Here is a 26,306-nt window from a genome sequence, read left to right on the forward strand (position 1 = left end):
GGAGCGAGCTTGCTCGCGAAGAGGCCGTGTCAGTCAAAATCTCTGTTAATGACACACCGTATTCGCGAGCAAGCTCGCTCCCACATTGGTACGGCGTATACGCGTGCGACATAGGTGCAACGGTCAGGCGCATGCTAAGCGGCTAATATGGCAGTTCAACGCTGTCGATTGTCTGAGATTTCCGCTTTATGCAAACTGCTTACACCGTCCTGATCCTGCTGATGCTGGTCAGCGTGTCGCGTCTGGTCGGGCGGGTCATCCCGTTGCCGCTGCCGCTGGTACAAATCGCTGCTGGCGCCTTGCTCGCCTGGCCGACCCTTGGTCTGCACGTGGCCCTCGATCCCGAACTGTTCCTGTTTCTGTTCCTGCCGCCGCTGCTGTTCTCCGATGGCTGGCGCATGCCCAAGCGTGAGTTCTGGCACCTGCGCGGGCCGATCCTGACGCTGGCGGTGGGGCTGGTGTTGTTCACCGTGGTCGGCGCCGGTTACTTCATTCACTGGTTGTTGCCGTCAATTCCTTTACCGGTGGCCTTCGCCCTGGCGGCCGTGTTGTCGCCGACGGACGCCGTGGCGGTGTCAGCCATTTCGCAGAACCGTTTGCCAACCCCGCTGATGCATATATTGCAGGGCGAGGCGCTGATGAACGATGCCTCTGGCCTCGTGACGTTCAAGTTCGCCCTGGCGGCGGCCATCACGGGCGTGTTCTCGCTGACCAACGCCAGCCTCACCTTCGTCGTGGTGGCCCTTGGTGGGTTGGCGGTCGGCGTGGCGTTGAGCTGGTTGGTAGGCCGCCTGCGTTCCTGGATGATCGCTCGCGGTTGGGACGATCCGGCGACGCACGTTGTGTTCATGCTGCTGTTGCCGTTCGCCGCTTACGTGCTGGCCGAGCGTCTTGGCGTTTCGGGCATTCTCTCGGCCGTGGCGGCGGGGATGATGCAGAGCTGGCTCGACCTGCTGCCTCGGCAGACCAGCACCCGCTTGCTCAATCGCAGTGTCTGGTCGCTGCTGGAGTTTGCCTTCAACGGTTTGATCTTTTTGCTGTTGGGTCTGCAATTGCCAGACATCATCAAAGCGGTCGTCAGCCATGAGCCAACGCTGTGGCCGACGCTGTTCTATCGCTGCCTCGATGTCGTGGCGATTTTCCTCGCGCTGGTGTTGTTGCGCTTCGTCTGGGTGCAGAGCATCTGGCGGTTGTCGGTGCTGTTGCGGCGTTTGCGCGGCAAAGGCGAGCTGACGCAAGTACCGACGGCGCGTTCCTGCTGGCTGCTGACCGTCGGCGGCGTGCGTGGCGCGGTGACGCTGGCGGGTGTGATGTCGGTGCCGATGCTGATGGGCGCGGATGCGTTTCCCGAACGTGATCTGCTGATTTTCATTGCAGCCGGGGTGATTCTGCTGTCGCTGGTTTCGGCGTGTATCGCTCTGCCGCTGTTGTTGCGTGGCATCGAAAAGAGTCCGGACGACAAGCGCCGCCAGGAGGTGCGCGATGCCTGGCGCAAAACGGCGGAGGCGGCGATTCATGCGCTCGAAACCGAGGAAACCACCCCGCAGGACGCGGCTCAAGCCGCTCTTTCAGCAGAACTGAAGGCGCGGATCATGTCCGAGTATCGCCATCAACTGGATGTCTTCAACGATTCCGCCGAAGCCCAGGCCTTGGCGTTCCAGATGGATCTGCTGGAGCGGCGTCTGCGTTTGAAGGCGCTGAGGGCCCAGCGTCTGGAACTCTATAGCCTCAGTCGTCATCACCAGATCGGTGATGACGTCCTTAGAGAAGTGTTGGCCGATCTGGATTTGAGTGAAGCCAATCTGGGGCAGGTCAAGTCGTAGTGAAAGACTGTCCCTGATGGCGCTTCATGGTCGCTCGCAGGAGCCGTCGTCAGGGATTTCGATCGGGTAGAAATGTGCGGCTATGCGTTTGTCTTCCCAACTGATCTCGGTGTTCATCGGTACTTCGAATTCTCCATCGGTCAGTTCCTTTTCGACAGGGTAATGCATGATGGATGTTGGATCGTATCCGGTGATGGTGGTCTGCTCGGTTATCGGTGTGAAGATGTTCAGGTCCACCTTCTCCTTATCCATTCCCCATTTTTCTGCGTATTCCTTATAGACCTTTGGTTTGTTCCAGGGAATGTTCGCATCCGGGTGCAAGTGCTCGTGATGTAATCCGAGGACATGACCGAATTCGTGCAATACCACTGTGCGGAAGTCTGAATCTTCCGGTCGCGCGGATATGAACATGGTTGGCTCTCTCGCAGCGACTGTCAGTGCGTCAGTTCCAATTTGAGATGCATTTTCAGTTGTATTGGTTTTTATTCGGATGATGCCGTCTTTACTGTCGATGAAGCTAAAGGTGAGACTGACATAATCAGCCCATTCCCATATATGTTTTTTTATCGCCTCTTTCAGCGAGGCGGGGGGGTTGTCCAGGAACGAAATGGTCAGGTGACGGTTTGGGTGCCAGCACTTTGCGTTGATTGCCATTGTTCGTGAGGACGAACCGGAGGTGTACGAAATGTTTTTAGGGTTTTCATTGATGGCTGCTCGAAAGCTGGCAATGGGGTCATCTATCTCAAGTTTCAGGCACGGCTTGGTTTTATACATGATCAATTCCTTTTGAGGTTTAGTGATATTTATAAGTCTGTTTAGTGGGTATCTACAAGTTCAATAGGTCGTGAACTTGTATTGCTTGATACATTGTCGTTGTTGTGCGGGGTAAGTTATTTGTTTGCGGGTAGATGAGTAAAGCGATGCGTTGTAAGTTGTGATTTCTGTATGGTGAAAGTCCGCACCAGATTGCCTGGTGCGGATATTTGACAGTTACTGTTGGCGAGTAACGAATGCGCGAATTCGTTCTGCGGCTTCTACGCATTCGGCCAAGGGGGCGACCAATGCCATTCGCACGCGACCCGCACCTGGATTGACGCCATCGACGTCGCGGGACAGGTAAGAACCGGGTACTACAGTCACGTGTTCCTGTTCGAACAAGTCACGGCAAAACGCCGCGTCATCACCTTGTACATTCGGCCACAGATAGAAGCTGCCATCCGGACGTTGCACATCCATCACCGGGCTGAGGATTTCCAGCACCGCATCGAATTTTTCCCGGTACAACGCGCGGTTGGCGCGAACGTGAACTTCGTCGTTCCACGCGGCAACGCTGGCCAGTTGGGTCTGCACCGGCATCGCGCAGCCGTGGTAGGTGCGATACAGCAGGAAGCCCTTGAGGATGTCGGCATCGCCGGCCACGAAACCGGAGCGCAGGCCCGGCAGGTTGGAGCGCTTGGACAGGCTGTGGAACACCACGCAGCGTTTGAAATCCTTGCGGCCCAATTCAACGCAGGCAGTCAGCAGGCCCGGCGGCGGAGTCTGTTCGTCGAAGTACAGTTCGCTGTAGCACTCGTCGGCAGCGATCACGAAGTCGTACTCGTCCGCCAGGGCGATCAGTTTTTTCAGGGTCTCGACCGGGATCAATGCACCGGTCGGGTTGCCTGGCGAGCACAAAAACAGAATCTGGCAGCGCTTCCAGATATCTGGCGAAACAGCATCGAAATCCGGGTTGAAGCCGTTCTCGTCCAGGCAAGGCAGGTAGTGCGGCTTGGCGCCGGCGAGGAACGCTGCGCCTTCGTAGATCTGGTAGAACGGGTTCGGGCTGACCACGAGTGCGTCATCGCCACGGTTGACCACGGTCTGGGTGAAAGCGAACAGCGCTTCGCGGGTGCCGTTGACCGGCAGTACGTTGTGTGCCGGATCGATCCAGCCGCTTGGCACGCCAAAGCGACGCTCGCACCAGCCGGCGATGGCTTCACGCAGGGCCGGGATCCCCAGCGTTGTCGGGTACACCGCCATCTGATCCAGACTGTTGGCCAGCGCTTCGGCGACAAAGCTCGGCGAGCGGTGTTTCGGCTCGCCGATCGACAGGGCGATCGGGCGCTTGTCCGGGTTTGGCGTGACGGTACCGAGCAAAGCGCGGAGCTTTTCGAACGGGTACGGCTGGAGCTGGTTCAGAGCGTTGTTCATTGGTGCAGGGTCTCGTGCAAAGCGTTTGAATTGGAGGGCGCCATCAAATACTGATGCGTGAAAGTTTGATATCCGGTTCCTGATTGACGCTCAACTGCTCAACAATTGCATCCTGCAAACGGCTGCACAGCAGCGGATCGGACAGCGGCTGATTGTGCGCGTCGGTGATGAAGAACACGTCTTCCACCCGTTCGCCCAGGGTCGCGATCTTGGCGTTCTGCAGCGACAGGTCGAACTCGAGGAAAATCCCGCCAATCCGCGCCAGCAGTCCCGGCCGGTCAGGCGCGGTCAGCTCCAGTACGGTCACTGGCCGTTGCGCGTCGTTGTGGATCGTCACCTGCGGCGCAAAGGCGAAATGCTTGAGCTGGCGCGGCACGCGGCGCTGGATGATTGTCGGGTAATCGTCCGGGTTGCGCAGCGCTTCAGTGAGGCCGTCGCGAATCTGTTTGACTCGCGTCGGATTGTCGCCAATCGAGTCGCCATCGGTGTCGAGCACGATGTAGGTGTCGAGGGTGAACTGGCTGCTCGAGGTGATAACCCGGGCGTCGTGAATGTTCAGGTTGAGCTGGTCCATCGCCGCCACGGTCACGGCGAAGAAGTCGTGCTGGTCCGGTGCGTAGATGAAGATCTGCGTACCGCCCTCGAACTCGCGTTGCGTGGTTTCCTTGATCAGCACCAGCGGGCCACCATCGGCCGGCTGCTGCAGGATCGCGTCACTATGCCAGGCGACGTCACCGGCGGTGTGCCGCAGAAAGTAGTCATCGCCCAATTGCGCCCACAACTGCTCGACATCGTCCGGGTCGGTACCGCCGCGTACGAGAATATCCAGCGCTGCGCTCTGCGTCTGACGGATCTGCTCTTCGCGATCCACCGGGTTTTCCAGACCGCGACGCAAGGCGCGCTTGGTCTCGGTATAGAGCTGGCGCAACAGGCTGGCGCGCCACGAGTTCCACAGCGTCGGATTGGTCGCATTGATGTCGGCGACCGTCAGCACGTACAGATAGTCGAGGCGGGTTTCATCGCCGACCGCCTGGGCGAAATCGTGAATCACCTGCGGGTCGGACAAGTCCTTGCGTTGCGCGGTGGTCGACATCACCAGGTGGTTTTGCACCAGCCAGACGATCAGGCGGCTGTCCCACACCGGCAACTGATGGCGCTGGCAGAACGCCTCGGCATCGACCGCGCCGATTTCCGAATGATCGCCATGCCGACCCTTGCCGATGTCGTGGTACAGACCGGCCATGTAAATCAGTTCGGGCTTGGGCAGTTTGGCCATGAGTTTGGCCGCCAGCGGAAATTTCTCCGAGACCTGGGTGTACTGCAATTTGCGCAGGTGCTTGATCAGGTTCAGCGTGTGCGCATCGACCGTGTAGATGTGGAACAGGTCGTGCTGCATCTGCCCGACGATAAAACCGAACTCCGGCAGATAACGCCCGAGAATGCCGTATCGGTTCATCCGCCGCAGGTTGCGGTGGATGCCGATCTTGCACTTGAACAGTTCGATGAACAGGCTGGTGTTGCGAATATCGTTGCGGAAATTGTCATCGATCAGATGACGGTTTTCCCGCAGCAGGCGGATGGTGTCGGCGCGCACACCCTTGATTTCCGGCTGCTGGGCCATCAGCACGAAGATCTCGAGCATGGCGAACGGCGTGCGGCGGAACACGTTGTCGTTGCGCGCCTCGATATAGCCGTCATGCAGTTGAAAGCGCGAGTTGATCGGCTGCGGCGGTGCTTCGTCTTCCGGGGCGAGGATGACTTCCTCGAAGTGCTGGATGATCAGGTCGCTGAGCTGGGCGATGCTCATCACCACGCGGAAATATTGCTGCATGAAGTTTTCGACGGCCTGCTTGGCGTCGTCACCTTCAAAGCCGAGCAAACCGGCGATGGTGCGTTGATGATCGAACAGCAAGCGGTCTTCCGAGCGGCCGGCGAGCATGTGCAGGGCATAGCGCACTTTCCAGAGGAATTCCTGGGAGGAGGCGAGCAGGGCGTTTTCGCTTTCAACCAGAAAGCCTTCGCCGGCAAGGGCGCGCAGGTTCAGGGTGCCGTACTGACGACGGGCCACCCAGAGAATCGTCTGGATATCGCGCAGGCCGCCGGGCGAGCCTTTGACGTTGGGTTCCAGGTTGTATTCGGTGTCGTTGTACTTGTGGTGACGGGCCTTCTGTTCGGCGCGTTTGGCCAGGAAAAACTCCTTGGCCGGCCACATGTGTGCGGTGCTGGTGACATCGAGCATGCGTTGGCGCAAACGCTCGGGGCCGCAGATGGTGCGGCTTTCCATCAGGTTGGTGACGACGGTGAGGTCGGCGCGGGCCTCTTCGGCGCATTCGTCGACCGAGCGCACGCTCTGGCCGACTTCCAGGCCGATGTCCCACAGCAGCGTCAGAAAACGTTCGATGGAATCACGGAAAACTTCGTGATCGGCGCTGTCCAGCAGGATCAGCAAGTCGATGTCGGAATACGGGTGCAACTCACCCCGGCCGTAGCCACCGACCGCAACCAGGGCAATGTCGGCGTCTTCGCTCCAGTTGAACTGCTCCCAGGCCTTTTGCAGGATGTTGTCGACGAACCAGGCGCGGTCTTCAATCAGGCGGCGGATATCCCGGCCGCTGCGAAAGCGCGCGTCGAGCACTTCGCGAGCCTGGCGGATCGCCTTCTTGAACGCGGCGATAGGACTCGCTTTCAGCGCCAGTTCAGCCTGGAACTGGCCGCGGTCAAAGAGTTCGGGATCCACCTGCGGCATCGATTGGCTTTCCTTCTATAAAGGCTGGGAGCGTTTAGTGGATCAGGCCGAGATGCGCGCGATGGTGTCGTCGGCGCGCAGGGTGAAGATCTCGTAGCCGGTGTCGGTGACCAACAGGGTGTGTTCCCACTGAGCCGACAGCTTGCGGTCTTTGGTGATCGCGGTCCAACCGTCGCCCAATACTTTGGTGTCGGCCTTGCCCTGGTTGATCATCGGTTCGATGGTGAAGGTCATGCCGGCCTTCAGTTCCATGCCGGTGCCGGCACGACCGTAGTGCAGGATCTGCGGCTCTTCGTGGAAAACCTTGCCAATGCCGTGACCGCAGAACTCGCGGACCACCGAGAAACCGTTCTTTTCCGCGTGCTTCTGGATCACTTCGCCGATGTCGCCGAGGCGGCAGCCGGGTTTGACGATCTCGATCGCCTTGTACATGCATTCCTGGGTGATTTGCGACAGACGCTCGGCCCACACCGGGACTTCGCCGACGTGGAACATGCGGCTGGTATCGCCGTGGTAGCCGTCCTTGATCACGGTCACATCGATGTTCAGGGTGTCGCCGTTTTTCAGCGGTTTGTCGTTCGGGATGCCGTGGCAGACCACGTGGTTGATCGAGGTGCAGATCGACTTCGGGTAGCCCTTGTAGTTGAGCGGGGCCGGGATGGCCTGCTGCACATTGACAATATAGTCGTGGCAGATCTGGTTCAGTTCGTCGGTGGTGACGCCTGGTTTGACATGTTCGGCAATCATTTCCAGCACATCGGCGGCCAGTTTGCCGGCGACACGCATGCCAGCGATGTCCTCGGGGGTTTTGAGGTTGACGGTCATACAGGCTCTCTCTGCGCTCGGCGGCGCTTGCTGATACGAATAGGGTGGCGGGTGTGCGTTTTGCGACCCTGAAAAACGCGATTCTAACAGACGCACGGCGCAATTCAGCGCCCGCGTGCATCGCTTCTCTCTATACAATAGTGCGCTCGGGGCCGATTCCAAGGGGGCTGCGCCCATGTCACTGGTGCGATTACAGATTCCGGGTTCCGTTTCTGCGCACCCTGTGGTATAAAATGCGCCGCTTTCCGGGGATACCCCGAAAAGCTTAAATCCACACACGTGTCGACACGATGACCTGGGTGCTTTTGGCTTTATGCCACTGGTTGGTCATTGGGATACGTGGAGGCCAAACCCGACTTATTAAGGAACTATCATGTCCCAAGTCAATATGCGCGATATGCTGAAGGCCGGTGTGCACTTCGGTCACCAAACCCGTTACTGGAATCCGAAAATGGGTAAGTACATTTTCGGCGCGCGTAACAAGATTCACATCATCAACCTTGAAAAAACCCTGCCAATGTTCAACGAAGCTCTGACTTTCGTAGAGCGTCTGGCCCAGGGCAAAAACAAGATTCTGTTCGTCGGCACCAAGCGTTCCGCTGGCAAGATCGTTGCTGAAGAAGCAGCACGTTGCGGTTCGCCGTACGTCGATCACCGCTGGTTGGGCGGCATGCTGACCAACTTCAAAACCATTCGTGCTTCCATCAAGCGTCTGCGTGACCTTGAAGTTCAAGCCGAAGACGGTACTTTCGCCAAGCTGACCAAGAAAGAAGCGCTGATGCGCTCCCGTGATCTTGAGAAGCTGGATCGTTCGCTGGGCGGCATCAAGGACATGGGCGGTCTGCCAGACGCACTGTTCGTGATCGACGTTGACCACGAGCGCATCGCGATCACCGAAGCCAACAAGCTGGGCATCCCGGTAATCGGCGTTGTCGACACCAACAGCAGCCCGGAAGGCGTTGACTACATCATCCCAGGCAACGATGACGCAATCCGCGCTATCCAGCTGTACATGGGTTCGATGGCTGACGCAGTCATCCGTGGTCGCAACAATGTTGCTGGCGGCACTGTAGAATTCGCAGCTGAAGAAACTCAGGCTGCAGCTGAGTAATTGACGCCCTGGCGTTGACTCAGTAAGCAAAAAGGGGGCTTGGCCCCCTTTTTGCCACCTCGAAAACCATTTGTCGGCGGCGCAGCTACAGCTTCTGTAACGTGCAGCAGCTACATAGTGGGGTTCGGGAAGAATTGAACGCCCGTTCAATCGGGTGGAATGGTTGAAAACCTATCCAAGAGGAATTTGAAAATGGCAGCAATTACTGCAGCGTTGGTTAAAGAACTGCGCGAGCGTACCGGCGAAGGCATGATGGATTGCAAGAAAGCCCTGGAAAAGGCTGACGGCGACATCGAAAAAGCCATTGATGACATGCGTGCTTCGGGCGCAATCAAGGCTGCCAAAAAAGCTGGTAACGTTGCCGCTGAAGGCGCCATCGCTCTGAAAGAAGACGGCAAATCCGCTGTTCTGCTGGAAGTGAACTCGCAGACCGACTTCCTGGCTCTGCAGGACGACTTCAAGGCATTCGTTGCTGAAAGCATTGAAAAAGCTTTCGCTGACAAGCTGACTGATGTTGCTCCGCTGATCGAAGCTCAAGAAGCTGCTCGCCTGGTACTGGTCGGCAAGGTTGGCGAAAACGTCAACATCCGTCGTCTGGTTCGCGTAGAAGGCGACGTTGTTGGTGGCTACCTGCACGGCAACAAGATCGGTGTTGCAGTTGTTCTGAAAGGCGGCAATGTTGAACTGGCCAAAGACATCGCTATGCACGTAGCGGCCAGCAACCCTGAGTTCCTGCTGCCATCGGAAGTTTCGGCTGAAGCTATCGAACGCGAAAAAGCTGTGTTCCTGCAGCTGAACGAAGAAAAAATCAAAGGCAAGCCAGAAAACATTGTTGAAAATATGGTCAAAGGCCGTATCAGCAAGTTCCTGGCCGAAGCAAGCCTGGTTGAGCAGGCGTTCGTCAAGAACCCTGAAGTCAAGGTTGGCGAACTGGCCAAGAAAGCCGGTGCTGAAATCGTTTCCTTCACTTACTTCAAAGTAGGCGAAGGCATCGAGAAGCCGGTCGACAACTTCGCTGAAGAAGTTGCTGCCCAGCTGGCTGCCGCCAAGCAATAAGACAGTTTTTCAACTGTCGCCCGAAAGAGGCTGCCCGCTTACGCGCGCAGCCTCTTTTCAGATGGGGTTATCAATTTTTAATTGGTTTCCACTTGGAACTGACTTACAAAGCCATGTTCCGATGGCGCTGAAGCAGCGCCAAGCTAGAGTGAACGCCAGCTGTAAACAGCTCGCAAAGAATTTTTAAATACGCCGCAGGAGAGATTCGCAATGGCTCAGCAGGGCAGTGGTTATCAGGCTCGCTATAAACGCATTCTACTCAAGCTTAGCGGCGAGGCCCTGATGGGCTCGGAAGAGTTCGGGATCGATCCGAAAGTACTGGATCGCATGGCGCTGGAAGTCGGCCAACTGGTCGGCATCGGCGTTCAGGTCGGTCTGGTGATCGGCGGTGGCAACCTGTTCCGCGGTGAAGCATTGAGCAAAGCCGGCATGGATCGGGTAACAGGCGACCACATGGGCATGCTGGCCACTGTGATGAACGCCCTGGCCATGCGCGATGCGCTGGAACGTGCCAATATCTCGGCCATCGTGATGTCGGCCATTTCCATGGTTGGCGTGACTGATCACTACGATCGCCGCAAAGCCATGCGCCACCTGAACTCCAAAGACGTCGTGATTTTCGCAGCCGGTACCGGCAACCCGTTCTTCACCACGGATTCGGCAGCCTGCCTGCGTGCAATCGAAATCGATGCCGACGTCGTGTTGAAAGCGACCAAGGTCGATGGCGTTTACACCGCAGACCCGTTCAAAGACCCGCATGCCGAGAAGTTCGATCATCTGACTTATGATGAAGTACTGGATCGCAAACTGGGTGTAATGGATCTGACAGCTATCTGTCTGTGCCGCGACCACAAGATGCCGCTGCGCGTATTCAACATGAACAAGCCTGGTGCCCTGCTGAACATCGTCCATGGCGGCGCTGAAGGCACCCTGATCGAGGAAGGTCAACAATGATCAACGAAATCAAAAAAGACGCTCAAGAGCGCATGCAAAAATCCCTGGACTCTCTGGCCCATGCCTTTGGCCAGATTCGTACCGGCAAGGCTCACCCAAGCATCCTGGGCAGCGTCATGGTGCCGTACTACGGCGCAGACACTTCCATCACCCAAGTGGCCAACATCACTGTAAAAGACTCGCGCACCCTGCAAGTCGTGGCATTCGAGCGCAACATGCTCGCGGCAGTCGACAAGGCAATCCAGAGCGCTGGTCTGAACCTCAACCCGACCAACCTGGGCGAGTTGCTGCTGATCTCCATGCCTGCCCTGACTGAAGAAACCCGCAAGGGCTTCACCAAGCAGGCGCGCAGCGCTGCCGAAGACGCGCGTGTTGCCGTGCGCAACATCCGTCGTGACGCCTTGGGCGAGCTGAAGAAACTGGTCAAGGACAAAGAAATCAGCGAAGACGAAGAGCGTCGTGCCGCTGCCGATATTCAGAAGCTCACCGACAAGGCCGAGGCTGATATCGACACGGCTACCAAGCAAAAAGAAGCGGATCTGATGGCCGTATAAGGTTCGAGCTTTTAATGGACAAGACCAAGCAGACTGCGCCGTCCGCGGTGCCGCGCCATGTCGCGATCATCATGGATGGCAACAATCGCTGGGCGAAGAAACGCTTTATGCCAGGTGTCGCCGGGCATAAAGCGGGCGTGGACGCTGTGCGGGCGGTGATCGAGGTGTGCGCTGAGGCCAAGGTCGAAGTGCTCACCCTGTTCGCGTTTTCCAGTGAAAACTGGCAGCGTCCGGCCGATGAAGTCAGCGCCTTGATGGATCTGTTCTTCAAGGCATTGCGTCGTGAGGCCAAGCGTCTCAACGACAACAACATCAGCCTGCGCATCATTGGCGATCGCTCGCGCTTCCATCCCGAGCTTCAGGCCGCCATGCGTGAAGCCGAGGCGATGACGGCGGGCGCCAATCGTTTCATTCTGCAGATCGCCGCCAATTACGGCGGTCAGTGGGATATTGCTCAGGCTGCGCAGCGTCTGGCGCGTGAAGTTCAGGCCGGGCACCTGCGCCCGGAGGACATCACGCCGGATCTGCTGCAGACCTGTCTGGCCACTGGCGATCTACCGTTGCCTGATCTGTGCATTCGCACCGGCGGGGAGCATCGCATCAGCAACTTCCTGCTGTGGCAGCTCGCCTATGCCGAGTTGTACTTCTCCGACCTGTTCTGGCCGGACTTCAAACACGATGCCATGCGCAATGCGCTGGCCGATTTCGCTTCGCGTCAGCGTCGCTTCGGTAAAACGAGCGAGCAGATCGAAGCTGGAGCCCGGGTTTAATGCTTAAACAACGAATCATCACTGCGCTGATCCTGCTGCCGATCGCCTTGTGCGGTTTTTTCCTGCTCGAAGGTTCCGGTTTTGCGCTGTTCATCGGGCTGGTTGTCAGTCTGGGCGCGTGGGAATGGGCGCGGCTTGCCGGCTTCACCGGCCAGGCGTTCCGTGTCGGTTATGCCGTCGTCGTCGCTCTGATGCTGTTCGTCATGTACATCCTGCCCGGCCTTGCACCGTGGGTGCTGGGTGCTGCGGTGCTGTGGTGGGCGGTGGCAACATATCTGGTGCTGACCTATCCGCGCTCCAGTGAACACTGGTCGAGTGCCGCAACCAAGCTGGTCATCGGTCTGCTGATCCTGTTGCCGGCCTGGCAAGGTCTGGTGCAGATCAAACAGTATCCGTTGGGTAACTGGTTGATCATGGCGGTCATGGTGCTGGTGTGGGGGGCCGATATCGGTGCCTACTTCTCTGGCCGTGCTTTCGGCAAGCGCAAACTCGCGCCGCAGGTCAGTCCGGGCAAGAGCTGGGAAGGTGTTTACGGCGGTCTCGCGTTGAGTCTGGTGATTACTGCAATCGTCGGGCTGGTGCGTGACTGGACGGTTGCCGAATTGCTCAAAGGCTTGATCGGTGCTGCGCTGATCGTGTTCATTTCGGTGGTCGGCGACCTCACTGAAAGCATGTTCAAGCGCCAGTCCGGCATCAAGGACAGCAGCAATCTGCTGCCCGGTCACGGCGGCGTGCTTGATCGTATCGACAGCCTCACCGCGGCGATCCCGGTGTTTGCAGTGTTGTTGTGGATGGCTGCACCGTGAGTCGCCCACAGCAGATTACGGTTCTGGGGGCGACCGGTTCGATCGGTCTGAGTACCCTCGATGTCATCGCTCGCCACCCCGAGCGTTATCAGGTTTTCGCCTTGAGTGGCTTTACTCGCCTGAGTGAGCTGTTCGCCCTGTGCGTGCGCCATGTGCCGCAATTTGCGGTGGTGCCGGAAGTCGCGGCGGCGCGTGGTCTGCAGGACGATTTGCGTGCCGCCGGTTTGTCGACCCGCGTACTGGTGGGGGAGGAGGGCCTGTGTCAGGTTGCCTCCGCTCCGGAAGTCGACGCGGTAATGGCGGCGATCGTGGGTGCAGCAGGGCTGCGTCCGACCTTGGCAGCCGTCGAGGCGGGCAAGAAAATCCTCTTGGCCAATAAAGAGGCGCTGGTCATGTCCGGCGCCCTGTTCATGCAGGCGGTGCGCAAGAGCGGTTCGGTGCTGTTGCCGATCGATAGCGAACACAATGCGATCTTCCAGTGCATGCCGCAGGACTTTGCTCGCGGATTGAGTTCGGTAGGTGTGCGTCGGATTTTGCTGACAGCCTCTGGCGGCCCCTTCCGGCAGACGTCGATGGCTGAACTGGCGCATGTTTCACCCGATCAGGCTTGCGCGCATCCGAACTGGTCGATGGGGCGCAAGATCTCCGTGGACTCGGCGAGCATGATGAACAAGGGCCTCGAGTTGATCGAAGCCTGCTGGTTGTTCGACGCCAAGCCGTCGCAAGTCGAGGTGGTGATCCATCCACAGAGTGTGATCCATTCGCTGGTCGACTATGTGGATGGTTCGGTACTGGCGCAATTGGGCAATCCTGATATGCGCACGCCGATCGCCAATGCGCTGGCCTGGCCGGAACGTATCGACTCTGGCGTGGCACCACTGGATCTGTTTGCGATCGCGCGTCTGGATTTCGAAGCGCCTGATGAACAGCGTTTTCCGTGCCTGCGTCTGGCGCGCCAGGCGGCAGAGGCGGGCGATAGCGCTCCGGCCATGCTCAATGCGGCCAACGAAGTCGCGGTAGCCGCGTTTCTCGACGGGCGGGTTCGCTACCTGGAAATCGCGAGTATCATCGAGGAAGTTCTGAATCTCGAGCCGGTTGTCGCGTTGGTTGATCTCGATGCGGTGTTCACCGCCGACGCCAAGGCGCGAGTTTTGGCTGAACAATGGTTGAGTCGTCACGGCCGATAAGTTTTGCAACACAATGGCTTCACGCGGCACTGAACAGGATTGCGGAGAAAGTAGATGAGCGCGCTCTATATGATTGCCGGCACCCTGATCGCCTTGGGTGTGCTGGTCACCTTTCACGAATTCGGCCACTTCTGGGTCGCGCGGCGCTGTGGCGTCAAGGTTCTGCGTTTTTCCGTGGGCTTTGGCATGCCGTTGTTGCGCTGGCACGACAAGCAGGGCACCGAGTTTGTGGTGGCCGCGATTCCGCTGGGCGGCTACGTCAAAATGCTCGACGAGCGTGAGGGCGAAGTTCCGGTCGATCAGCTTGATCAATCTTTCAATCGCAAGTCCGTTCGTCAGCGCATCGCCATCGTCGCCGCCGGCCCGATCGCCAATTTTCTCTTGGCGCTGGTGTTTTTCTGGGTGCTGGCCATGCTCGGCAGCGAGCAGGTGCGTCCGGTCATCGGCGCTGTAGAGTCCGGCAGTATTGCGGCCAAGGCCGGTTTGAATGCCGGTCAGGAAATCGTCGCCATTGATGGTGAGCCGACCACTGGGTGGGCGGCGGTCAATTTGCAGTTGGTGCGTCGACTCGGTGAGAGCGGTGCCTTGCAGTTGATGGTCCGTGAACAAGGCTCTACGGCGGATTCACCGCGTGAGCTGGCACTGGATCACTGGCTCAAAGGCGCCGATGAGCCGGATCCGATTCGCTCCCTGGGTATTCGACCATGGCGCCCGGCCCTGCCGCCGGTGCTTGCCGAACTCGATCCTAAAGGTCCGGCCCAGGCCGCTGGCCTGAAAACCGGCGATCGTCTGTTGGCCCTCGATGGGCAGGCGCTGAATGACTGGCAACAAGTCGTTGATACCGTTCGTACGCGTCCTGATACCAAAATCATGCTGCGCATCGAGCGTGACAATGCTCAAATCGACGTCCCGGTGACCTTGGCGGCGCGCGGAGAAAGCAAGGCGCCGAGTGGTTATCTGGGCGCGGGTGTAAAAGCTGTCGACTGGCCGCCGGAGATGATTCGCGAGGTCAGTTACGGGCCGTTGGCCGCAATTGGCGAGGGTGCCCGTCGCACTTGGACCATGAGCATTCTGACGCTCGATTCGCTGAAGAAAATGCTCTTCGGCGAGCTCTCGGTAAAAAACTTGAGTGGACCGATAACCATTGCTAAAGTGGCGGGCGCTTCTGCCCAGTCGGGCGTCGCTGATTTCCTGAATTTCCTTGCTTATCTGAGTATTAGCCTGGGCGTTCTGAATTTGCTGCCCATTCCTGTACTGGATGGGGGGCATTTGTTGTTTTATCTGATCGAGTGGGCGCGTGGTCGTCCCTTGTCGGATCGGGTGCAAGGTTGGGGGATACAGATCGGTATCAGTTTGGTGGTCGGGGTGATGTTGCTTGCTCTGGTCAACGATCTGGGTCGACTGTAACGCTTCGCTGAATTGCGAATCTGCCGCATTTTGCGGCAGTTTGTTTATTGCCAGTTGGAATAAGAAAGGACTTCATGAAACGTCTGCTGCTAACTGCGGTTCTCACCGTATTGATGATCGCCGAAGTTCACGCCGAGTCCTTCACTATCTCTGATATTCGCGTCAATGGCCTCCAGCGGGTCTCCGCGGGTAGTGTCTTTGGTGCCTTGCCGTTGAACGTCGGCGAGCAGGCGGATGATCGTCGCCTGGTGGAATCCACTCGTGCGTTGTTCAAAACCGGTTTCTTTCAAGATATCCAGCTGGGCCGCGAAGGCAACGTTCTGGTAATCACGGTTGTCGAGCGTCCATCCGTCGCCAGTATCGAGATCGAAGGTAACAAGGCGATCTCCACTGAAGACCTGATGAAGGGCCTCAAGCAATCCGGTCTGTCCGAAGGCGAGATCTTCCAGCGTGCCACCCTCGAAGGTGTACGTAACGAACTGCAACGCCAGTACGTCGCGCAAGGTCGCTACTCGGCAACGGTCGATACCGAAGTGGTTTCGCAGCCGCGTAACCGCGTGGGTCTGAAAGTCAAGATCAACGAAGGCACCGTTGCCGCCATTCAGCACATCAACGTGGTCGGCAACACGGTGTTCCCTGAGGAAGACCTGACTGACCTGTTCGAGCTGAAAACCACCAACTGGCTGTCGTTCTTCAAGAACGATGACAAGTACGCCCGTGAAAAGCTGTCCGGTGACCTGGAGCGTCTGCGTTCCTACTACTTGGACCGTGGCTATATCAACATGGATATTGCCTCGACCCAGGTGTCGATCACCCCGGACAAGAAACACGTCTACATCACCGTCAACGTGACCGAAGGCGAGAAGTACACCGTTCGTGACGTCAAGCTCAGCGGTGACCTGAAAGTCCCTGAAGACCAGGTCAAGTCCCTGCTGCTGGTGCAGAAAGGCCAAGTGTTCTCGCGCAAGCTGATGACCACCACCTCGGAACTGATCACTCGTCGTCTGGGTAACGAGGGTTACACCTTCGCCAACGTCAACGGCATTCCTCAGCCGCACGATGATGACCACACCGTCGACATCCTGTTTGCTGTCGATCCGGGCAAGCGTGCCTACGTCAACCGCATCAACTTCCGTGGCAACACCAAGTCGGAAGACGAAGTGCTGCGTCGTGAAATGCGTCAGATGGAAGGTGGCTGGGCTTCGACCTACCTGATCGACCAATCCAAGACCCGTCTGGAGCGTCTGGGCTTCTTTAAAGAAGTCAACGTTGAAACCCCGGCTGTGCCAGGTGTCGACGACCAGGTGGACGTGAACTACAGCGTTGAAGAACAGGCTTCCGGCTCCATCACCGCCAGCGTCGGTTTCGCTCAGAGCGCCGGTCTGATCCTCGGTGGTTCGATTACCCAGAACAACTTCCTCGGTACCGGTAACCGCGTCAGCATCGGCCTGACCCGAAGCGAATACCAGAGCCGCTATAACTTCGGCTACGTTGACCCGTACTGGACCGCCGATGGCGTGAGCCTGGGTTACAACGCGTTCTATCGCACCACTGACTACAAAGACCTCGACGTCGACGTAGCAAGCTATGCGGTAGACAGCCTGGGTGCCGGCGTAAACGTTGGTTATCCAATCAGCGAGACTTCGCGTCTGACCTTCGGTCTGTCTGCCCAGCAGGACAAGATCAAGACCGGTACTTACACCGTTGACGAGATTTTTGACTTCGTTAACAAGGAAGGCGATCAGTACCTGAACTTCAAGGCTTCGGCCGGCTGGTCTGAGTCGACCCTGAACAAGGGCGTATTGCCGACTCGCGGTCGTTCCCAGAGCCTGACCCTGGAAACCACCATTCCAGGCAGCGATCTGTCGTTCTACAAACTTGATTACCGCGGTCAGCTGTTCCAGCCGATCAGCGAAAACTACACCCTGCGTCTGCACACCGAGCTGGGTTATGGCGACGGTTACGGTTCGACCGACGGCTTGCCGTTCTATGAAAACTACTATGCTGGTGGTTTCAACTCGGTTCGTGGCTTCAAGGACAGCACCCTGGGTCCTCGCAGCACACCAAGTACGGGTAAAAACGGTACTCTGCGCGATCCGGATCAGGACCCACTGCCGTTCGGTGGTAACGTTCTGATCCAAGGCGGTGTTGAAGTGTTGTTCCCGCTGCCGTTCGTCAAAGATCAACGCTCCCTGCGTACTTCGGTATTCTGGGATGTGGGTAACGTGTTTGATTCGCAGTGCAAAAACACCACGAACTCTGATGGTTCGAAGTCCAACACACAGTGCAACGATATCAGCCTGAGCAACATGGCCAGTTCCGTCGGTGTGGGTGTGACCTGGGTCACCGCACTGGGTCCTCTGAGCTTCGCGTTGGCCATGCCGATCAAGAAACCGGATGACGCTGAAACTCAAGTGTTCCAATTCTCCCTCGGCCAGACGTTCTAAGCGTCTGACCCAAGATAACGACAATGGATTTTGTAGGAGTGCATCGTGCGTAAGTTGACTCAATTGGTTCTCCTGGCCTCCTTGATGGTGGCAGGCCCGGCATTTGCCGACATGAAAATTGCCGTTCTGAACTATCAGATGGCCCTGCTGGAATCCGACGCGGCGAAGAAATACGCCGTGGATGCCGAGAAGAAGTTCGGTCCACAGCTGACCAAACTGAAGACGCTGGAAAGCAGCGCCAAAGGTATTCAGGATCGTCTGATGGCCGGTGGCGACAAGATGCAGCAAGGCGAGCGTGAGCGTCTGGAGCTGGAATTCAAGCAAAAGGCCCGTGACTTCCAGTTCCAGTCCAAAGAGCTGAACGAAGCCAAAGCTGTTGCCGACCGCGAAATGCTCAAGCAACTGAAGCCGAAACTGGATAGCGCAGTGGAAGAAGTCATCAAGAAAGGTGGTTTTGACCTGGTGTTCGAGCGTGGCGCAGTCATCGATGTCAAGCCTCAGTACGACATCACGCGCCAGGTTATCGAGCGCATGAATCAGCTGAAGTAACCCATGACCGTGACTATAAAGCTCGGCCAGTTGGCCGAGTTCCTCGGCGCCACCCTGCGTGGCGACCCTGAGACGCAAATTACTGGGCTAGCCACTTTGCAAGAGGCTGGCCCAGCTCAGTTGAGCTTTCTGGCAAACCCTCAATATCGCAAATACCTGGCAGGCTCGCAGGCAGCAGCACTGTTGCTCAAGGAAGCTGATGCCGAAGGTTTTGCCGGTCATGCATTGGTGGTGCCGGATCCTTATCTGGCTTACGCGCGCATCTCGCATTTATTCGATCCCAAGCCAAAAGCCACTGCGGGTATCCATCCTTCAGCGGTGATTGCGGCGGATGCGGTGGTTGACCCGACTGCCTGCGTTGGTCCTTTTGTGGTGATCGAGGCCGGCGCGCGAATTGGTGCGCAAGTGACATTGGGCGCGCATTGCGTCATTGGTGCCCGCAGCGAAATCGGCGAAGGCGGCTGGCTTGCTCCGCGCGTGACGCTGTACCACGATGTGCGCATCGGTAAGCGCGTGGTGATTCAGTCCGGCGCCGTGCTCGGTGGCGAGGGCTTCGGCTTCGCCAACGAAAAAGGCATCTGGCAGAAAATCGCCCAGATCGGTGGCGTGACCATCGGCGACGATGTCGAGATTGGCGTGAATACCGCCATCGACCGCGGTGCGTTGGCCGATACCGTGATCGGCAATGGCGTGAAGCTCGACAACCAGATCCAGATCGCCCACAACGTTCAGGTCGGTGATCACACCGCCATGGCCGCCTGTGTCGGCATTTCCGGCAGCACCAAAATCGGCAAGCATTGCATGCTCGCTGGCGGTGTCGGTCTGGTTGGCCACATTGATATTTGCGACAACGTTTTCCTGACCGGGATGACCATGGTGACTCACTCGATTACCGAGCCGGGCGCCTATTCTTCCGGCACAGCCATGCAACCGGCGGCCGAATGGCGCAAAAGCGCGGCCCGCATTCGTCAGCTCGATGACATCGCGCGACGTTTGAAACAGCTGGAAAAGCGCGTAGGGGAAGTGACCCCTGACGGCAATGCTTCATCAGATGGCTGATACCATTTCCATATCAAGTGTGCACAGCCTCTAGACTGCCTCCTTGATTTGCTAGAGGAGTGCGCGTCAGTCGCGCTCCCAATCTTTACATAGGCTTCCCCCCGAAATGATGGACATCAACGAGATTCGCGAATACCTGCCTCACCGTTACCCGTTCCTGCTGGTGGACCGGGTGGTGGAACTGGACACTGAAGGCAAGCGCATTCGCGCCTACAAGAATGTCAGCATCAATGAACCGTTCTTCAATGGTCACTTCCCTGCGCATCCAATCATGCCGGGCGTGCTGATCATCGAAGCGATGGCTCAGGCTGCCGGGATCCTCGGTTTCAAAATGCTCGACGTGAAGCCAGCCGATGGCACGCTTTACTACTTCGTCGGCTCCGACAAGCTGCGTTTCCGTCAGCCGGTGTTGCCGGGCGACCAGTTGATCCTGGAAGCCAAGTTCATCAGCTGCAAGCGTCAGATCTGGAAGTTCGAATGCCAGGCTTCGGTCGATGGCAAGCCGGTCTGTTCCGCTGAAATCATCTGTGCGGAACGCAAGCTATGAGTTTGATTGACCCTCGCGCAATCATCGATCCGTCGGCCGTTCTGGCTGATGGCGTCGAGGTCGGCCCGTGGTCGATCATCGGCGCAGGTGTGGAAATCGGCGAGGGTACCGTGATCGGGCCGCATGTGATCCTCAAAGGCCCGACCCGCATCGGCAAGCACAATCGCATCTACCAGTTTTCCTCGGTAGGCGAAGACACGCCCGATCTGAAATACAAGGGTGAAGAAACCCGTCTGGTGATCGGTGACCATAACGTCATCCGTGAAGGCGTGACGATTCACCGTGGCACCGTGCAGGACCGCTCGGAAACCACCCTGGGTGATCACAATCTGATCATGGCCTACGCGCACATCGGCCACGACAGCGTCATTGGCAACAACTGCATTCTGGTCAACAACACGGCGTTGGCTGGCCACGTGCACGTTGATGACTGGGCGATCCTCTCCGGGTTCACCCTGGTGCACCAGTATTGCCACATTGGCGCCCACAGCTTTTCCGGCATGGGTACCGCGATCGGCAAGGACGTTCCGGCGTTCGTCACCGTGTTCGGCAACCCGGCCGAAGCACGCAGCATGAACTTCGAAGGCATGCGCCGCCGCGGTTTCAGCGAAGACGCGATCCACACCCTGCGTCGCGCCTACAAAACCGTGTACCGCCAAGGGCTGACGGTCGAGCAGGCTCTGGCTGAGTTGGCCGAACCCGCTGCGCAGTTCCCGGAAGTCGCGATATTCCGTGACTCCATCCAGTCGTCGACTCGCGGCATCACTCGCTGATCATGGCCAATCTGCGTATTGCGCTGGTGGCGGGTGAAGCTTCCGGTGACATTCTCGGCGCCGGTCTGATGCGCGCGCTCAAGGCGCAGCATCCGGCGGTCGAGTTCATCGGCGTCGGTGGGCCGTTGATGCAGGCTGAAGGCCTGACTTCCTACTTTCCCATGGAGCGCTTGTCGGTCATGGGCCTGGTGGAAGTCCTCGGCCGTTTGCGTGAGCTGCTCAAGCGCCGCAAAGAGCTGATCGCCACGCTGATCGCCGAGAAGCCAGACGTGTTCATCGGCATCGACGCCCCGGACTTCAACCTCAATATCGAACTCAAGCTGCGTCAGGCCGGGATCAAAACCGTGCACTACGTCAGCCCTTCGGTGTGGGCATGGCGCCAGAAGCGCGTGCTGAAGATCCGCGAAGGCTGCGATCTGATGTTGACGCTGCTGCCGTTCGAAGCAAAATTCTACGAAGAAAAAGGCGTGCCGGTGCGGTTCGTCGGTCACACGCTGGCCGATACCATTCCACTGGAAGCTGATCGTGCTGCGGCGCGTGCCGAGTTGGGGCTGCCCGACGGTCCGCTGGTGGCGTTGATGCCGGGCAGCCGTGGCGGCGAAGTCGGTCGTCTGGGGGCGCTGTTTCTCGACACCGCCGAGCGCTTGCGCGCCATGCGTCCGGGGCTGCGTTTCGTCATCCCGTGCGCCAACGCTGAGCGCCGCGCGCAGCTTGAAGAGTTGCTCGCCGGCCGTGATCTGCCGGTAACCTTGCTCGACGGCAAATCCCATCTGGCACTGGCTGCGTGCAACGCCGTGCTGATCGCCTCTGGCACCGCCACCCTCGAAGCGCTGCTGTACAAGCGGCCGATGGTGGTGGCGTACCGTTTGGCACCGCTGACGTTCTGGATTCTCAAGCGCATGGTCAAGAGCCCGTACGTGTCGTTGCCCAACCTGCTGGCTCAGCGTCTTCTGGTACCGGAACTGTTGCAGGATGATGCGACGGTCGAAGCGCTGGCCCAGACCTTGTCGCCACTGATCGACGGTGGTGAAGAGCAGACGCGCGGCTTCGACGAGATCCACCGCACGCTGCGCCTGGATGCCTCTAATCAGGCGGCGGACGCCGTCCTCAACCTGATCGGTCAGACACGATGAGCAAGACAAGCATGCAGATGGGCCTGGATTTCACCCTGGTCGCCGAAGTTGAAGAACTGGTCGCCGGTGTCGATGAAGTCGGTCGTGGCCCGTTGTGCGGCGCGGTGGTGACGGCGGCGGTGATCCTCGATCCGAACCGGCCGATCCTCGGCCTCAACGACTCGAAGAAACTCACCGAAGCCAAGCGCGAAAAGCTTTACGACGAAATCATCGAGAAGTCCCTGAGCTGGTGCATCGCCCGCGCCGAAGTCGAAGAAATCGACGAGTTGAACATTCTCCACGCGACCATGCTGGCCATGCAGCGCGCGGTAGCCGGCCTGCACATCCAGCCGAAACTGGCGATGATCGACGGCAACCGCTGCCCGCAACTGCCGATGCGCGCCGAAGCGGTCGTGCAGGGTGACGGCAAGGTGCCGGCCATTGCCGCCGCGTCGATTCTGGCCAAGGTCAGCCGCGATCGCGAAATGGCCGCGTTCGAATTGATTTACCCGGGTTACGGCATTGGCGGTCATAAAGGCTACCCGACGCCCGTTCATCTGGAAGCGTTGGTCCGTCTTGGCCCGACGCCGATTCACCGGCGCTCTTTCGCCCCGGTGCGTCAGGCTTATGAAGCGCTCGAAGGCCTGACACAGGTTTAGTCGCAAGGCTGATGTTTTGTTCGAGGCCCGGTACAATCCGGGCCTTGTTGTCTCTATGTAACTGGACAGGATCACTATGCCGGCTTCATTCGTTCATCTACGCCTGCACACTGAATACTCCCTGGTCGACGGGCTGGTGCGGATCAAGCCGCTGGTCAAGGCGCTGACGGCCATGAACATGCCGGCGGTCGCGGTCACTGACCAGAACAACATGTGTTCTCTGGTCAAATTCTATAAAAACACCATGGGCGCCGGCATCAAGCCGATTTGCGGCGCCGACCTGTGGCTGTCGAACAAAGACCCGGACGCACCGCTGAGCCGGCTCAGCCTGTTGGTGATGAACGCCAAGGGCTATCGCAACCTCACTGAATTGATCTCGCGCGGCTTCATCGAAGGCCAGCGCAACGGCATGATCATTGTCGAGCGCGAATGGGTGGCCGAAGCCAATGAAGGCCTGATCATGCTGTCCGCCGCCAAAGAAGGCGAGATCGGCATGGCCATGATCAGCGGCAACCCGGGCGAAGCCGAAGCCTTGGCGCGCGAGTGGATGGCGGTGTTCCCGGATCGTTTCTATCTGGAGATTCAGCGCACCAATCGCCCCAACGACGAAGAGCAACTGCACGGCGCCGTCGCCCTGGCCGACAAGCTCGGTGCGCCACTGGTGGCGAGCAACGATGTGCGCTTCATCAAGCAGGAAGATTTTGCTGCGCACGAAACCCGTGTCTGCATCGGTGAGGGCCGCGCCCTCGACGATCCGCGGCGTTCGAAGAATTACAGCGATCAGCAATACCTGAAAAGCGCCGAGGAAATGATCGAGCTGTTCAGCGATATTCCCGACGCGATTGAAAACACCGTCGAGATCGCCAAGCGCTGCAACATCGAAGTGAAACTGGGCACGCACTTCCTGCCCAACTTCCCGATCCCCGATGGCATGACCATCGACGAGTATTTCCGCAAGGTGTCTTTCGACGGTCTCGAAGAGCGCCTGGCGGTGCTGCTGCCCAAAGACACCACCGAAGACTACGAAACCAAGCGTCAGGTCTACGTCGACCGCTTGAATTTCGAGCTGGATATCATCATCCAGATGGGTTTCCCCGGTTACTTCCTGATCGTTATGGACTTTATCCAATGGGCCAAGAGCAACGGCGTACCGGTAGGTCCGGGCCGTGGTTCGGGTGCCGGGTCGCTGGTGGCCTACGTGCAGAAGATCACCGACCTCGACCCGCTGGAATACGACCTGCTGTTCGAACGTTTCCTTAACCCGGAACGGGTCTCGATGCCCGACTTCGACGTCGACTTCTGCATGGACGGTCGTGACCGCGTGATCGACTACGTGGCCGAGAAATACGGGCGCAACGCGGTAAGCCAGATCATCACCTTCGGTTCCATGGCCGCCAAGGCTGTGGTGCGCGACGTGGCGCGGGTACAGGGCAAATCCTACGGCTTGGCGGATCGTCTGTCGAAGATGATTCCGTTCGAAGTCGGCATGACCCTGGAAAAAGCCTACGAGCAGGAAGAAATCCTGCGTGACTTCATCAAGGTCGATGAAGAAGCGGCGGAAATCTGGGAGATGGCGCGCAAGCTCGAAGGCGTCGTGCGTAACGTCGGTAAACACGCCGGTGGTGTGGTTATCGCCCCGACCAAGCTGACCGACTTTTCGCCGATCTATTGCGACGAGGCCGGTGACGGTCTGGTAACCCAGTTCGACAAGGACGACGTTGAAGCGGCCGGTCTGGTGAAGTTCGACTTCCTCGGTCTGCGCACCCTGACGGTGATCGACTGGGCGCTGAAGACGATCAACCGCGACCGCGCCAAGGTCGACGAGCCGCCGCTGGACATCGCGTTCATCCCGCTCGACGACAAGCCGACGTACACGCTGCTGCAAAAAGCTGAAACCACCGCGGTGTTCCAGCTTGAATCACGCGGCATGAAAGAGCTGATCAAAAAGCTCAAGCCCGACTGCCTGGAAGACTTGATCGCACTGGTGGCCCTGTTCCGTCCGGGCCCGCTGCAATCGGGCATGGTTGATGACTTTATCAACCGTAAGCACGGTCGTGCCGAGCTGGCGTATCCGCATTCCGACTACCAGTACGAAGGCCTCAAGCCGGTATTGGCGCCGACGTACGGCATCATCCTGTATCAGGAACAGGTGATGCAGATTGCCCAGGTCATGGCCGGTTACACCCTCGGTGGTGCGGACATGCTGCGTCGGGCGATGGGTAAGAAAAAGCCCGAAGAGATGGCCAAGCAGCGCGGCGGTTTCATTGAAGGTTGCAAGACCAACAATATCGACGCCGATCTCGCCGGTAACATTTTCGACCTGGTGGAAAAATTCGCCGGTTACGGCTTCAACAAGTCTCACTCCGCCGCTTACGGCCTGGTGTCGTACCAGACCGCCTGGCTGAAAACCCACTACCCGGCGCCGTTCATGGCCGCGGTACTGTCGGCGGACATGCACAACACCGACAAGGTCGTGACCTTGATCGAAGAAATTCGCACGATGAAGCTGCGTCTCGACGCGCCGGATGTGAATACTTCGGAATTCAAGTTCACGGTGAACGACGACGGTCGCATTGTTTACGGCCTCGGCGCGATCAAAGGCGTTGGCGAAGGCCCGGTTGAGGCCATCACCGAAGCGCGTCAGGCCGGTCCGTTCAAGGATCTGTTCGACTTCTGCGCCCGTGTCGACCTCAAGCGCATCAACAAACGTACGCTGGACGGCCTGATCCGCAGCGGTGCGCTGGATCGTCTGGGCCCGTACTTCCATGACGAGCAAAAGGCTTATCAAGCCAACATCGACCGCAACCGCGCCGTGTTGCTGGCGGCGATGGAAGAGGCGATCAAGGCGGCCGAACAAACCGCGCGCACCCACGACAGCGGTCACGCCGACCTGTTCGGCGGGCTGTTTGTCGAGGAAGACGCCGATGTTTACGCGTCCCATCGCAAGGCCAAAGAGCTGACCCTCAAGGAACGCCTCAAAGGTGAGAAAGACACCCTGGGCCTGTACCTGACCGGTCACCCGATCGATGAATACGAAGGTGAAATCCGCCGTTTCGCCCGCCAGCGCATCATCGACCTGAAACCGGCGCGCGATACGCAAACCGTGGCGGGGATGATCATTGCCCTGCGCGTGATGAAGAACAAGAAGGGCGACAAGATGGGCTTCATCACCCTCGACGACCGCTCGGGGCGGATCGAGGCGTCGTTGTTTGCCGATGCATTCCACTCTGCGCAATCGCTGCTGCAGACCGACGCGATGGTGGTGGTCGAAGGCGAAGTCAGCAACGACGACTTCTCCGGTGGCCTGCGCCTGCGGGTCAAGCGGGTGATGAGCATGGAGGATGCGCGCACCAACCTGGCCGAGAGCCTGCGCCTGAAGCTGCAAACCCGGGACCTGAAAGGCGATCAGCTACGCTGGTTGGGTGATTTGCTCAAGCGTCATCGCGGCGCGTGCCCGATCACCATGGAGTACACCAGCCCGGATGCGAAGACCTTGCTGCAGTTCGGCGAGACGTGGCGGATCGACCCGGCAGATGCCTTGATTCAGGCTCTGCGTGACCAGTTCGGGCGAGACAACGTCTTCCTCCAATACCGTTGACCGGTGAGTGCCATCATGGCGCTTGCCCGCAACCTGAATTTTTAATCTCGACCTCAGCGCGCCTCTCCCTTAAGGTAGGGCGCGAATAGACAACCGGCCGGCCCAAGCTCATTTGGGACACGACCCAAGACGG

At 58.4% G+C, this 26,306-nt stretch carries 21 protein-coding genes; 17 read left to right on the forward strand and 4 right to left on the reverse strand.

Translation table 11 applies throughout. The annotated features are described in order from the left end of the window. The first annotated feature begins 188 nt into the window (after positions 1-188). Positions 189-1,823 carry a Na+/H+ antiporter gene (locus A8O26_RS27300; protein WP_064120737.1) on the forward strand — a complete coding sequence of 545 codons (1,635 nt, stop codon included), beginning with the start codon at positions 189-191 and terminating at the stop codon, positions 1,821-1,823. Positions 1,824-1,847: 24 nt separating this feature from the next. Here A8O26_RS27300 and A8O26_RS27305 read toward each other — a convergent pair whose 3' ends face one another. From A8O26_RS27305 to map, 4 genes are all read right to left on the reverse strand, one after another. Then, complete coding sequence (locus A8O26_RS27305) at positions 1,848-2,597, reverse strand: M12 family metallopeptidase (protein ID WP_081265268.1); 750 nt, start codon at positions 2,595-2,597, stop codon at positions 1,848-1,850. 216 nt (positions 2,598-2,813) lie between these two features. Continuing rightward, entirely contained in the window at positions 2,814-4,013 is a 1,200-nt protein-coding gene (gene dapC / locus A8O26_RS27310) for a succinyldiaminopimelate transaminase (RefSeq protein ID WP_064120738.1), read from the reverse strand. 43 nt (positions 4,014-4,056) lie between these two features. Continuing rightward, complete coding sequence (locus A8O26_RS27315; protein ID WP_064120739.1) at positions 4,057-6,759, reverse strand: [protein-PII] uridylyltransferase; 2,703 nt, start codon at positions 6,757-6,759, stop codon at positions 4,057-4,059. Positions 6,760-6,801: 42 nt separating this feature from the next. Then, positions 6,802-7,584: a type I methionyl aminopeptidase gene (map, locus tag A8O26_RS27320; protein ID WP_008081693.1), complete on the reverse strand. Its 783-nt coding sequence runs from the start codon at positions 7,582-7,584 to the stop codon at positions 6,802-6,804. 373 nt (positions 7,585-7,957) lie between these two features. Between map and rpsB the strand changes: the two genes are divergently transcribed. The 16 genes from rpsB to dnaE all read left to right on the forward strand — a co-directional run bounded on the left by rpsB (position 7,958) and on the right by dnaE (position 26,173). Next, positions 7,958-8,695, forward strand: a complete 738-nt coding sequence (gene rpsB / locus A8O26_RS27325; RefSeq protein ID WP_003222119.1) for a 30S ribosomal protein S2 — start codon at positions 7,958-7,960, stop codon at positions 8,693-8,695. Positions 8,696-8,887: 192 nt separating this feature from the next. Beyond that, positions 8,888-9,751, forward strand: coding sequence for a translation elongation factor Ts (gene tsf, locus A8O26_RS27330; protein WP_064120740.1), 864 nt, complete (start codon positions 8,888-8,890; stop codon positions 9,749-9,751). A gap of 210 nt (positions 9,752-9,961) precedes the next feature. Then, on the forward strand, positions 9,962-10,705 hold the full coding sequence (gene pyrH, locus A8O26_RS27335) for a UMP kinase (protein WP_003222124.1): 744 nt from the start codon (positions 9,962-9,964) through the stop codon (positions 10,703-10,705). Then, positions 10,702-11,259, forward strand: a complete 558-nt coding sequence (gene frr, locus A8O26_RS27340) for a ribosome recycling factor (RefSeq protein ID WP_007908855.1) — start codon at positions 10,702-10,704, stop codon at positions 11,257-11,259. Before pyrH ends, frr begins: the two co-directional genes overlap by 4 nt. Before the next feature lie 14 nt (positions 11,260-11,273). Then, complete coding sequence (gene uppS, locus A8O26_RS27345; RefSeq protein ID WP_064120741.1) at positions 11,274-12,029, forward strand: polyprenyl diphosphate synthase; 756 nt, start codon at positions 11,274-11,276, stop codon at positions 12,027-12,029. Next, positions 12,029-12,835 (forward strand): phosphatidate cytidylyltransferase, encoded by an 807-nt coding sequence (locus tag A8O26_RS27350; protein WP_064120742.1) that lies wholly within the window; start codon positions 12,029-12,031, stop codon positions 12,833-12,835. The genes uppS and A8O26_RS27350 overlap by 1 nt, the downstream gene beginning before the upstream one ends. Then, the gene (gene ispC / locus A8O26_RS27355) at positions 12,832-14,022 is read left to right on the forward strand and encodes a 1-deoxy-D-xylulose-5-phosphate reductoisomerase (RefSeq protein ID WP_064120743.1); all 1,191 of its coding nucleotides are present in this window, start codon (positions 12,832-12,834) and stop codon (positions 14,020-14,022) included. Before A8O26_RS27350 ends, ispC begins: the two co-directional genes overlap by 4 nt. Before the next feature lie 54 nt (positions 14,023-14,076). Next, complete coding sequence (gene rseP / locus A8O26_RS27360) at positions 14,077-15,429, forward strand: sigma E protease regulator RseP (RefSeq protein ID WP_064120744.1); 1,353 nt, start codon at positions 14,077-14,079, stop codon at positions 15,427-15,429. A gap of 74 nt (positions 15,430-15,503) precedes the next feature. After that, a complete protein-coding gene (gene bamA / locus A8O26_RS27365; RefSeq protein ID WP_064120745.1) occupies positions 15,504-17,876 on the forward strand; it encodes an outer membrane protein assembly factor BamA in 2,373 nt (790 codons plus the stop codon). A gap of 45 nt (positions 17,877-17,921) precedes the next feature. Then, complete coding sequence (locus A8O26_RS27370) at positions 17,922-18,425, forward strand: OmpH family outer membrane protein (RefSeq protein WP_007908849.1); 504 nt, start codon at positions 17,922-17,924, stop codon at positions 18,423-18,425. Between the two features lie 3 nt (positions 18,426-18,428). Further along, positions 18,429-19,484, forward strand: a complete 1,056-nt coding sequence (gene lpxD / locus A8O26_RS27375; protein ID WP_064120746.1) for a UDP-3-O-(3-hydroxymyristoyl)glucosamine N-acyltransferase — start codon at positions 18,429-18,431, stop codon at positions 19,482-19,484. A gap of 106 nt (positions 19,485-19,590) precedes the next feature. Then, positions 19,591-20,031, forward strand: a complete 441-nt coding sequence (gene fabZ / locus A8O26_RS27380) for a 3-hydroxyacyl-ACP dehydratase FabZ (RefSeq protein WP_003222142.1) — start codon at positions 19,591-19,593, stop codon at positions 20,029-20,031. Next, on the forward strand, positions 20,028-20,804 hold the full coding sequence (gene lpxA / locus A8O26_RS27385) for an acyl-ACP--UDP-N-acetylglucosamine O-acyltransferase (protein ID WP_034156326.1): 777 nt from the start codon (positions 20,028-20,030) through the stop codon (positions 20,802-20,804). The genes fabZ and lpxA overlap by 4 nt, the downstream gene beginning before the upstream one ends. A gap of 2 nt (positions 20,805-20,806) precedes the next feature. Next, positions 20,807-21,937, forward strand: coding sequence for a lipid-A-disaccharide synthase (lpxB, locus tag A8O26_RS27390; protein WP_064120747.1), 1,131 nt, complete (start codon positions 20,807-20,809; stop codon positions 21,935-21,937). A gap of 11 nt (positions 21,938-21,948) precedes the next feature. Beyond that, the gene (rnhB, locus tag A8O26_RS27395; RefSeq protein ID WP_007908845.1) at positions 21,949-22,575 is read left to right on the forward strand and encodes a ribonuclease HII; all 627 of its coding nucleotides are present in this window, start codon (positions 21,949-21,951) and stop codon (positions 22,573-22,575) included. A gap of 76 nt (positions 22,576-22,651) precedes the next feature. Continuing rightward, positions 22,652-26,173, forward strand: a complete 3,522-nt coding sequence (dnaE, locus tag A8O26_RS27400) for a DNA polymerase III subunit alpha (protein WP_064120748.1) — start codon at positions 22,652-22,654, stop codon at positions 26,171-26,173. The last annotated feature ends 133 nt before the right edge of the window (positions 26,174-26,306 follow it).

The sequence above is a fragment of the Pseudomonas fluorescens genome, assembly GCF_001648775.1.
In the GTDB taxonomy this organism is placed as follows: domain Bacteria; phylum Pseudomonadota; class Gammaproteobacteria; order Pseudomonadales; family Pseudomonadaceae; genus Aquipseudomonas; species Aquipseudomonas fluorescens_M.

What these genes read in the sequence shown, in the direction of transcription:
- A8O26_RS27300 (WP_064120737.1), top strand. Translation starts at nt 189, where the DNA reads ATGCAAACTGCTTACACCGTCCTGATCCTGCTGATGCTGGTCAGCGTG.
- A8O26_RS27305 (WP_081265268.1), bottom strand. Translation starts at nt 2,597, where the DNA reads ATGTATAAAACCAAGCCGTGCCTGAAACTTGAGATAGATGACCCCATT.
- dapC (WP_064120738.1), bottom strand. Translation starts at nt 4,013, where the DNA reads ATGAACAACGCTCTGAACCAGCTCCAGCCGTACCCGTTCGAAAAGCTC.
- A8O26_RS27315 (WP_064120739.1), bottom strand. Translation starts at nt 6,759, where the DNA reads ATGCCGCAGGTGGATCCCGAACTCTTTGACCGCGGCCAGTTCCAGGCT.
- map (WP_008081693.1), bottom strand. Translation starts at nt 7,584, where the DNA reads ATGACCGTCAACCTCAAAACCCCCGAGGACATCGCTGGCATGCGTGTC.
- rpsB (WP_003222119.1), top strand. Translation starts at nt 7,958, where the DNA reads ATGTCCCAAGTCAATATGCGCGATATGCTGAAGGCCGGTGTGCACTTC.
- tsf (WP_064120740.1), top strand. Translation starts at nt 8,888, where the DNA reads ATGGCAGCAATTACTGCAGCGTTGGTTAAAGAACTGCGCGAGCGTACC.
- pyrH (WP_003222124.1), top strand. Translation starts at nt 9,962, where the DNA reads ATGGCTCAGCAGGGCAGTGGTTATCAGGCTCGCTATAAACGCATTCTA.
- frr (WP_007908855.1), top strand. Translation starts at nt 10,702, where the DNA reads ATGATCAACGAAATCAAAAAAGACGCTCAAGAGCGCATGCAAAAATCC.
- uppS (WP_064120741.1), top strand. Translation starts at nt 11,274, where the DNA reads ATGGACAAGACCAAGCAGACTGCGCCGTCCGCGGTGCCGCGCCATGTC.
- A8O26_RS27350 (WP_064120742.1), top strand. Translation starts at nt 12,029, where the DNA reads ATGCTTAAACAACGAATCATCACTGCGCTGATCCTGCTGCCGATCGCC.
- rseP (WP_064120744.1), top strand. Translation starts at nt 14,077, where the DNA reads ATGAGCGCGCTCTATATGATTGCCGGCACCCTGATCGCCTTGGGTGTG.
- bamA (WP_064120745.1), top strand. Translation starts at nt 15,504, where the DNA reads ATGAAACGTCTGCTGCTAACTGCGGTTCTCACCGTATTGATGATCGCC.
- lpxD (WP_064120746.1), top strand. Translation starts at nt 18,429, where the DNA reads ATGACCGTGACTATAAAGCTCGGCCAGTTGGCCGAGTTCCTCGGCGCC.
- fabZ (WP_003222142.1), top strand. Translation starts at nt 19,591, where the DNA reads ATGATGGACATCAACGAGATTCGCGAATACCTGCCTCACCGTTACCCG.
- lpxA (WP_034156326.1), top strand. Translation starts at nt 20,028, where the DNA reads ATGAGTTTGATTGACCCTCGCGCAATCATCGATCCGTCGGCCGTTCTG.
- lpxB (WP_064120747.1), top strand. Translation starts at nt 20,807, where the DNA reads ATGGCCAATCTGCGTATTGCGCTGGTGGCGGGTGAAGCTTCCGGTGAC.
- rnhB (WP_007908845.1), top strand. Translation starts at nt 21,949, where the DNA reads ATGCAGATGGGCCTGGATTTCACCCTGGTCGCCGAAGTTGAAGAACTG.
- dnaE (WP_064120748.1), top strand. Translation starts at nt 22,652, where the DNA reads ATGCCGGCTTCATTCGTTCATCTACGCCTGCACACTGAATACTCCCTG.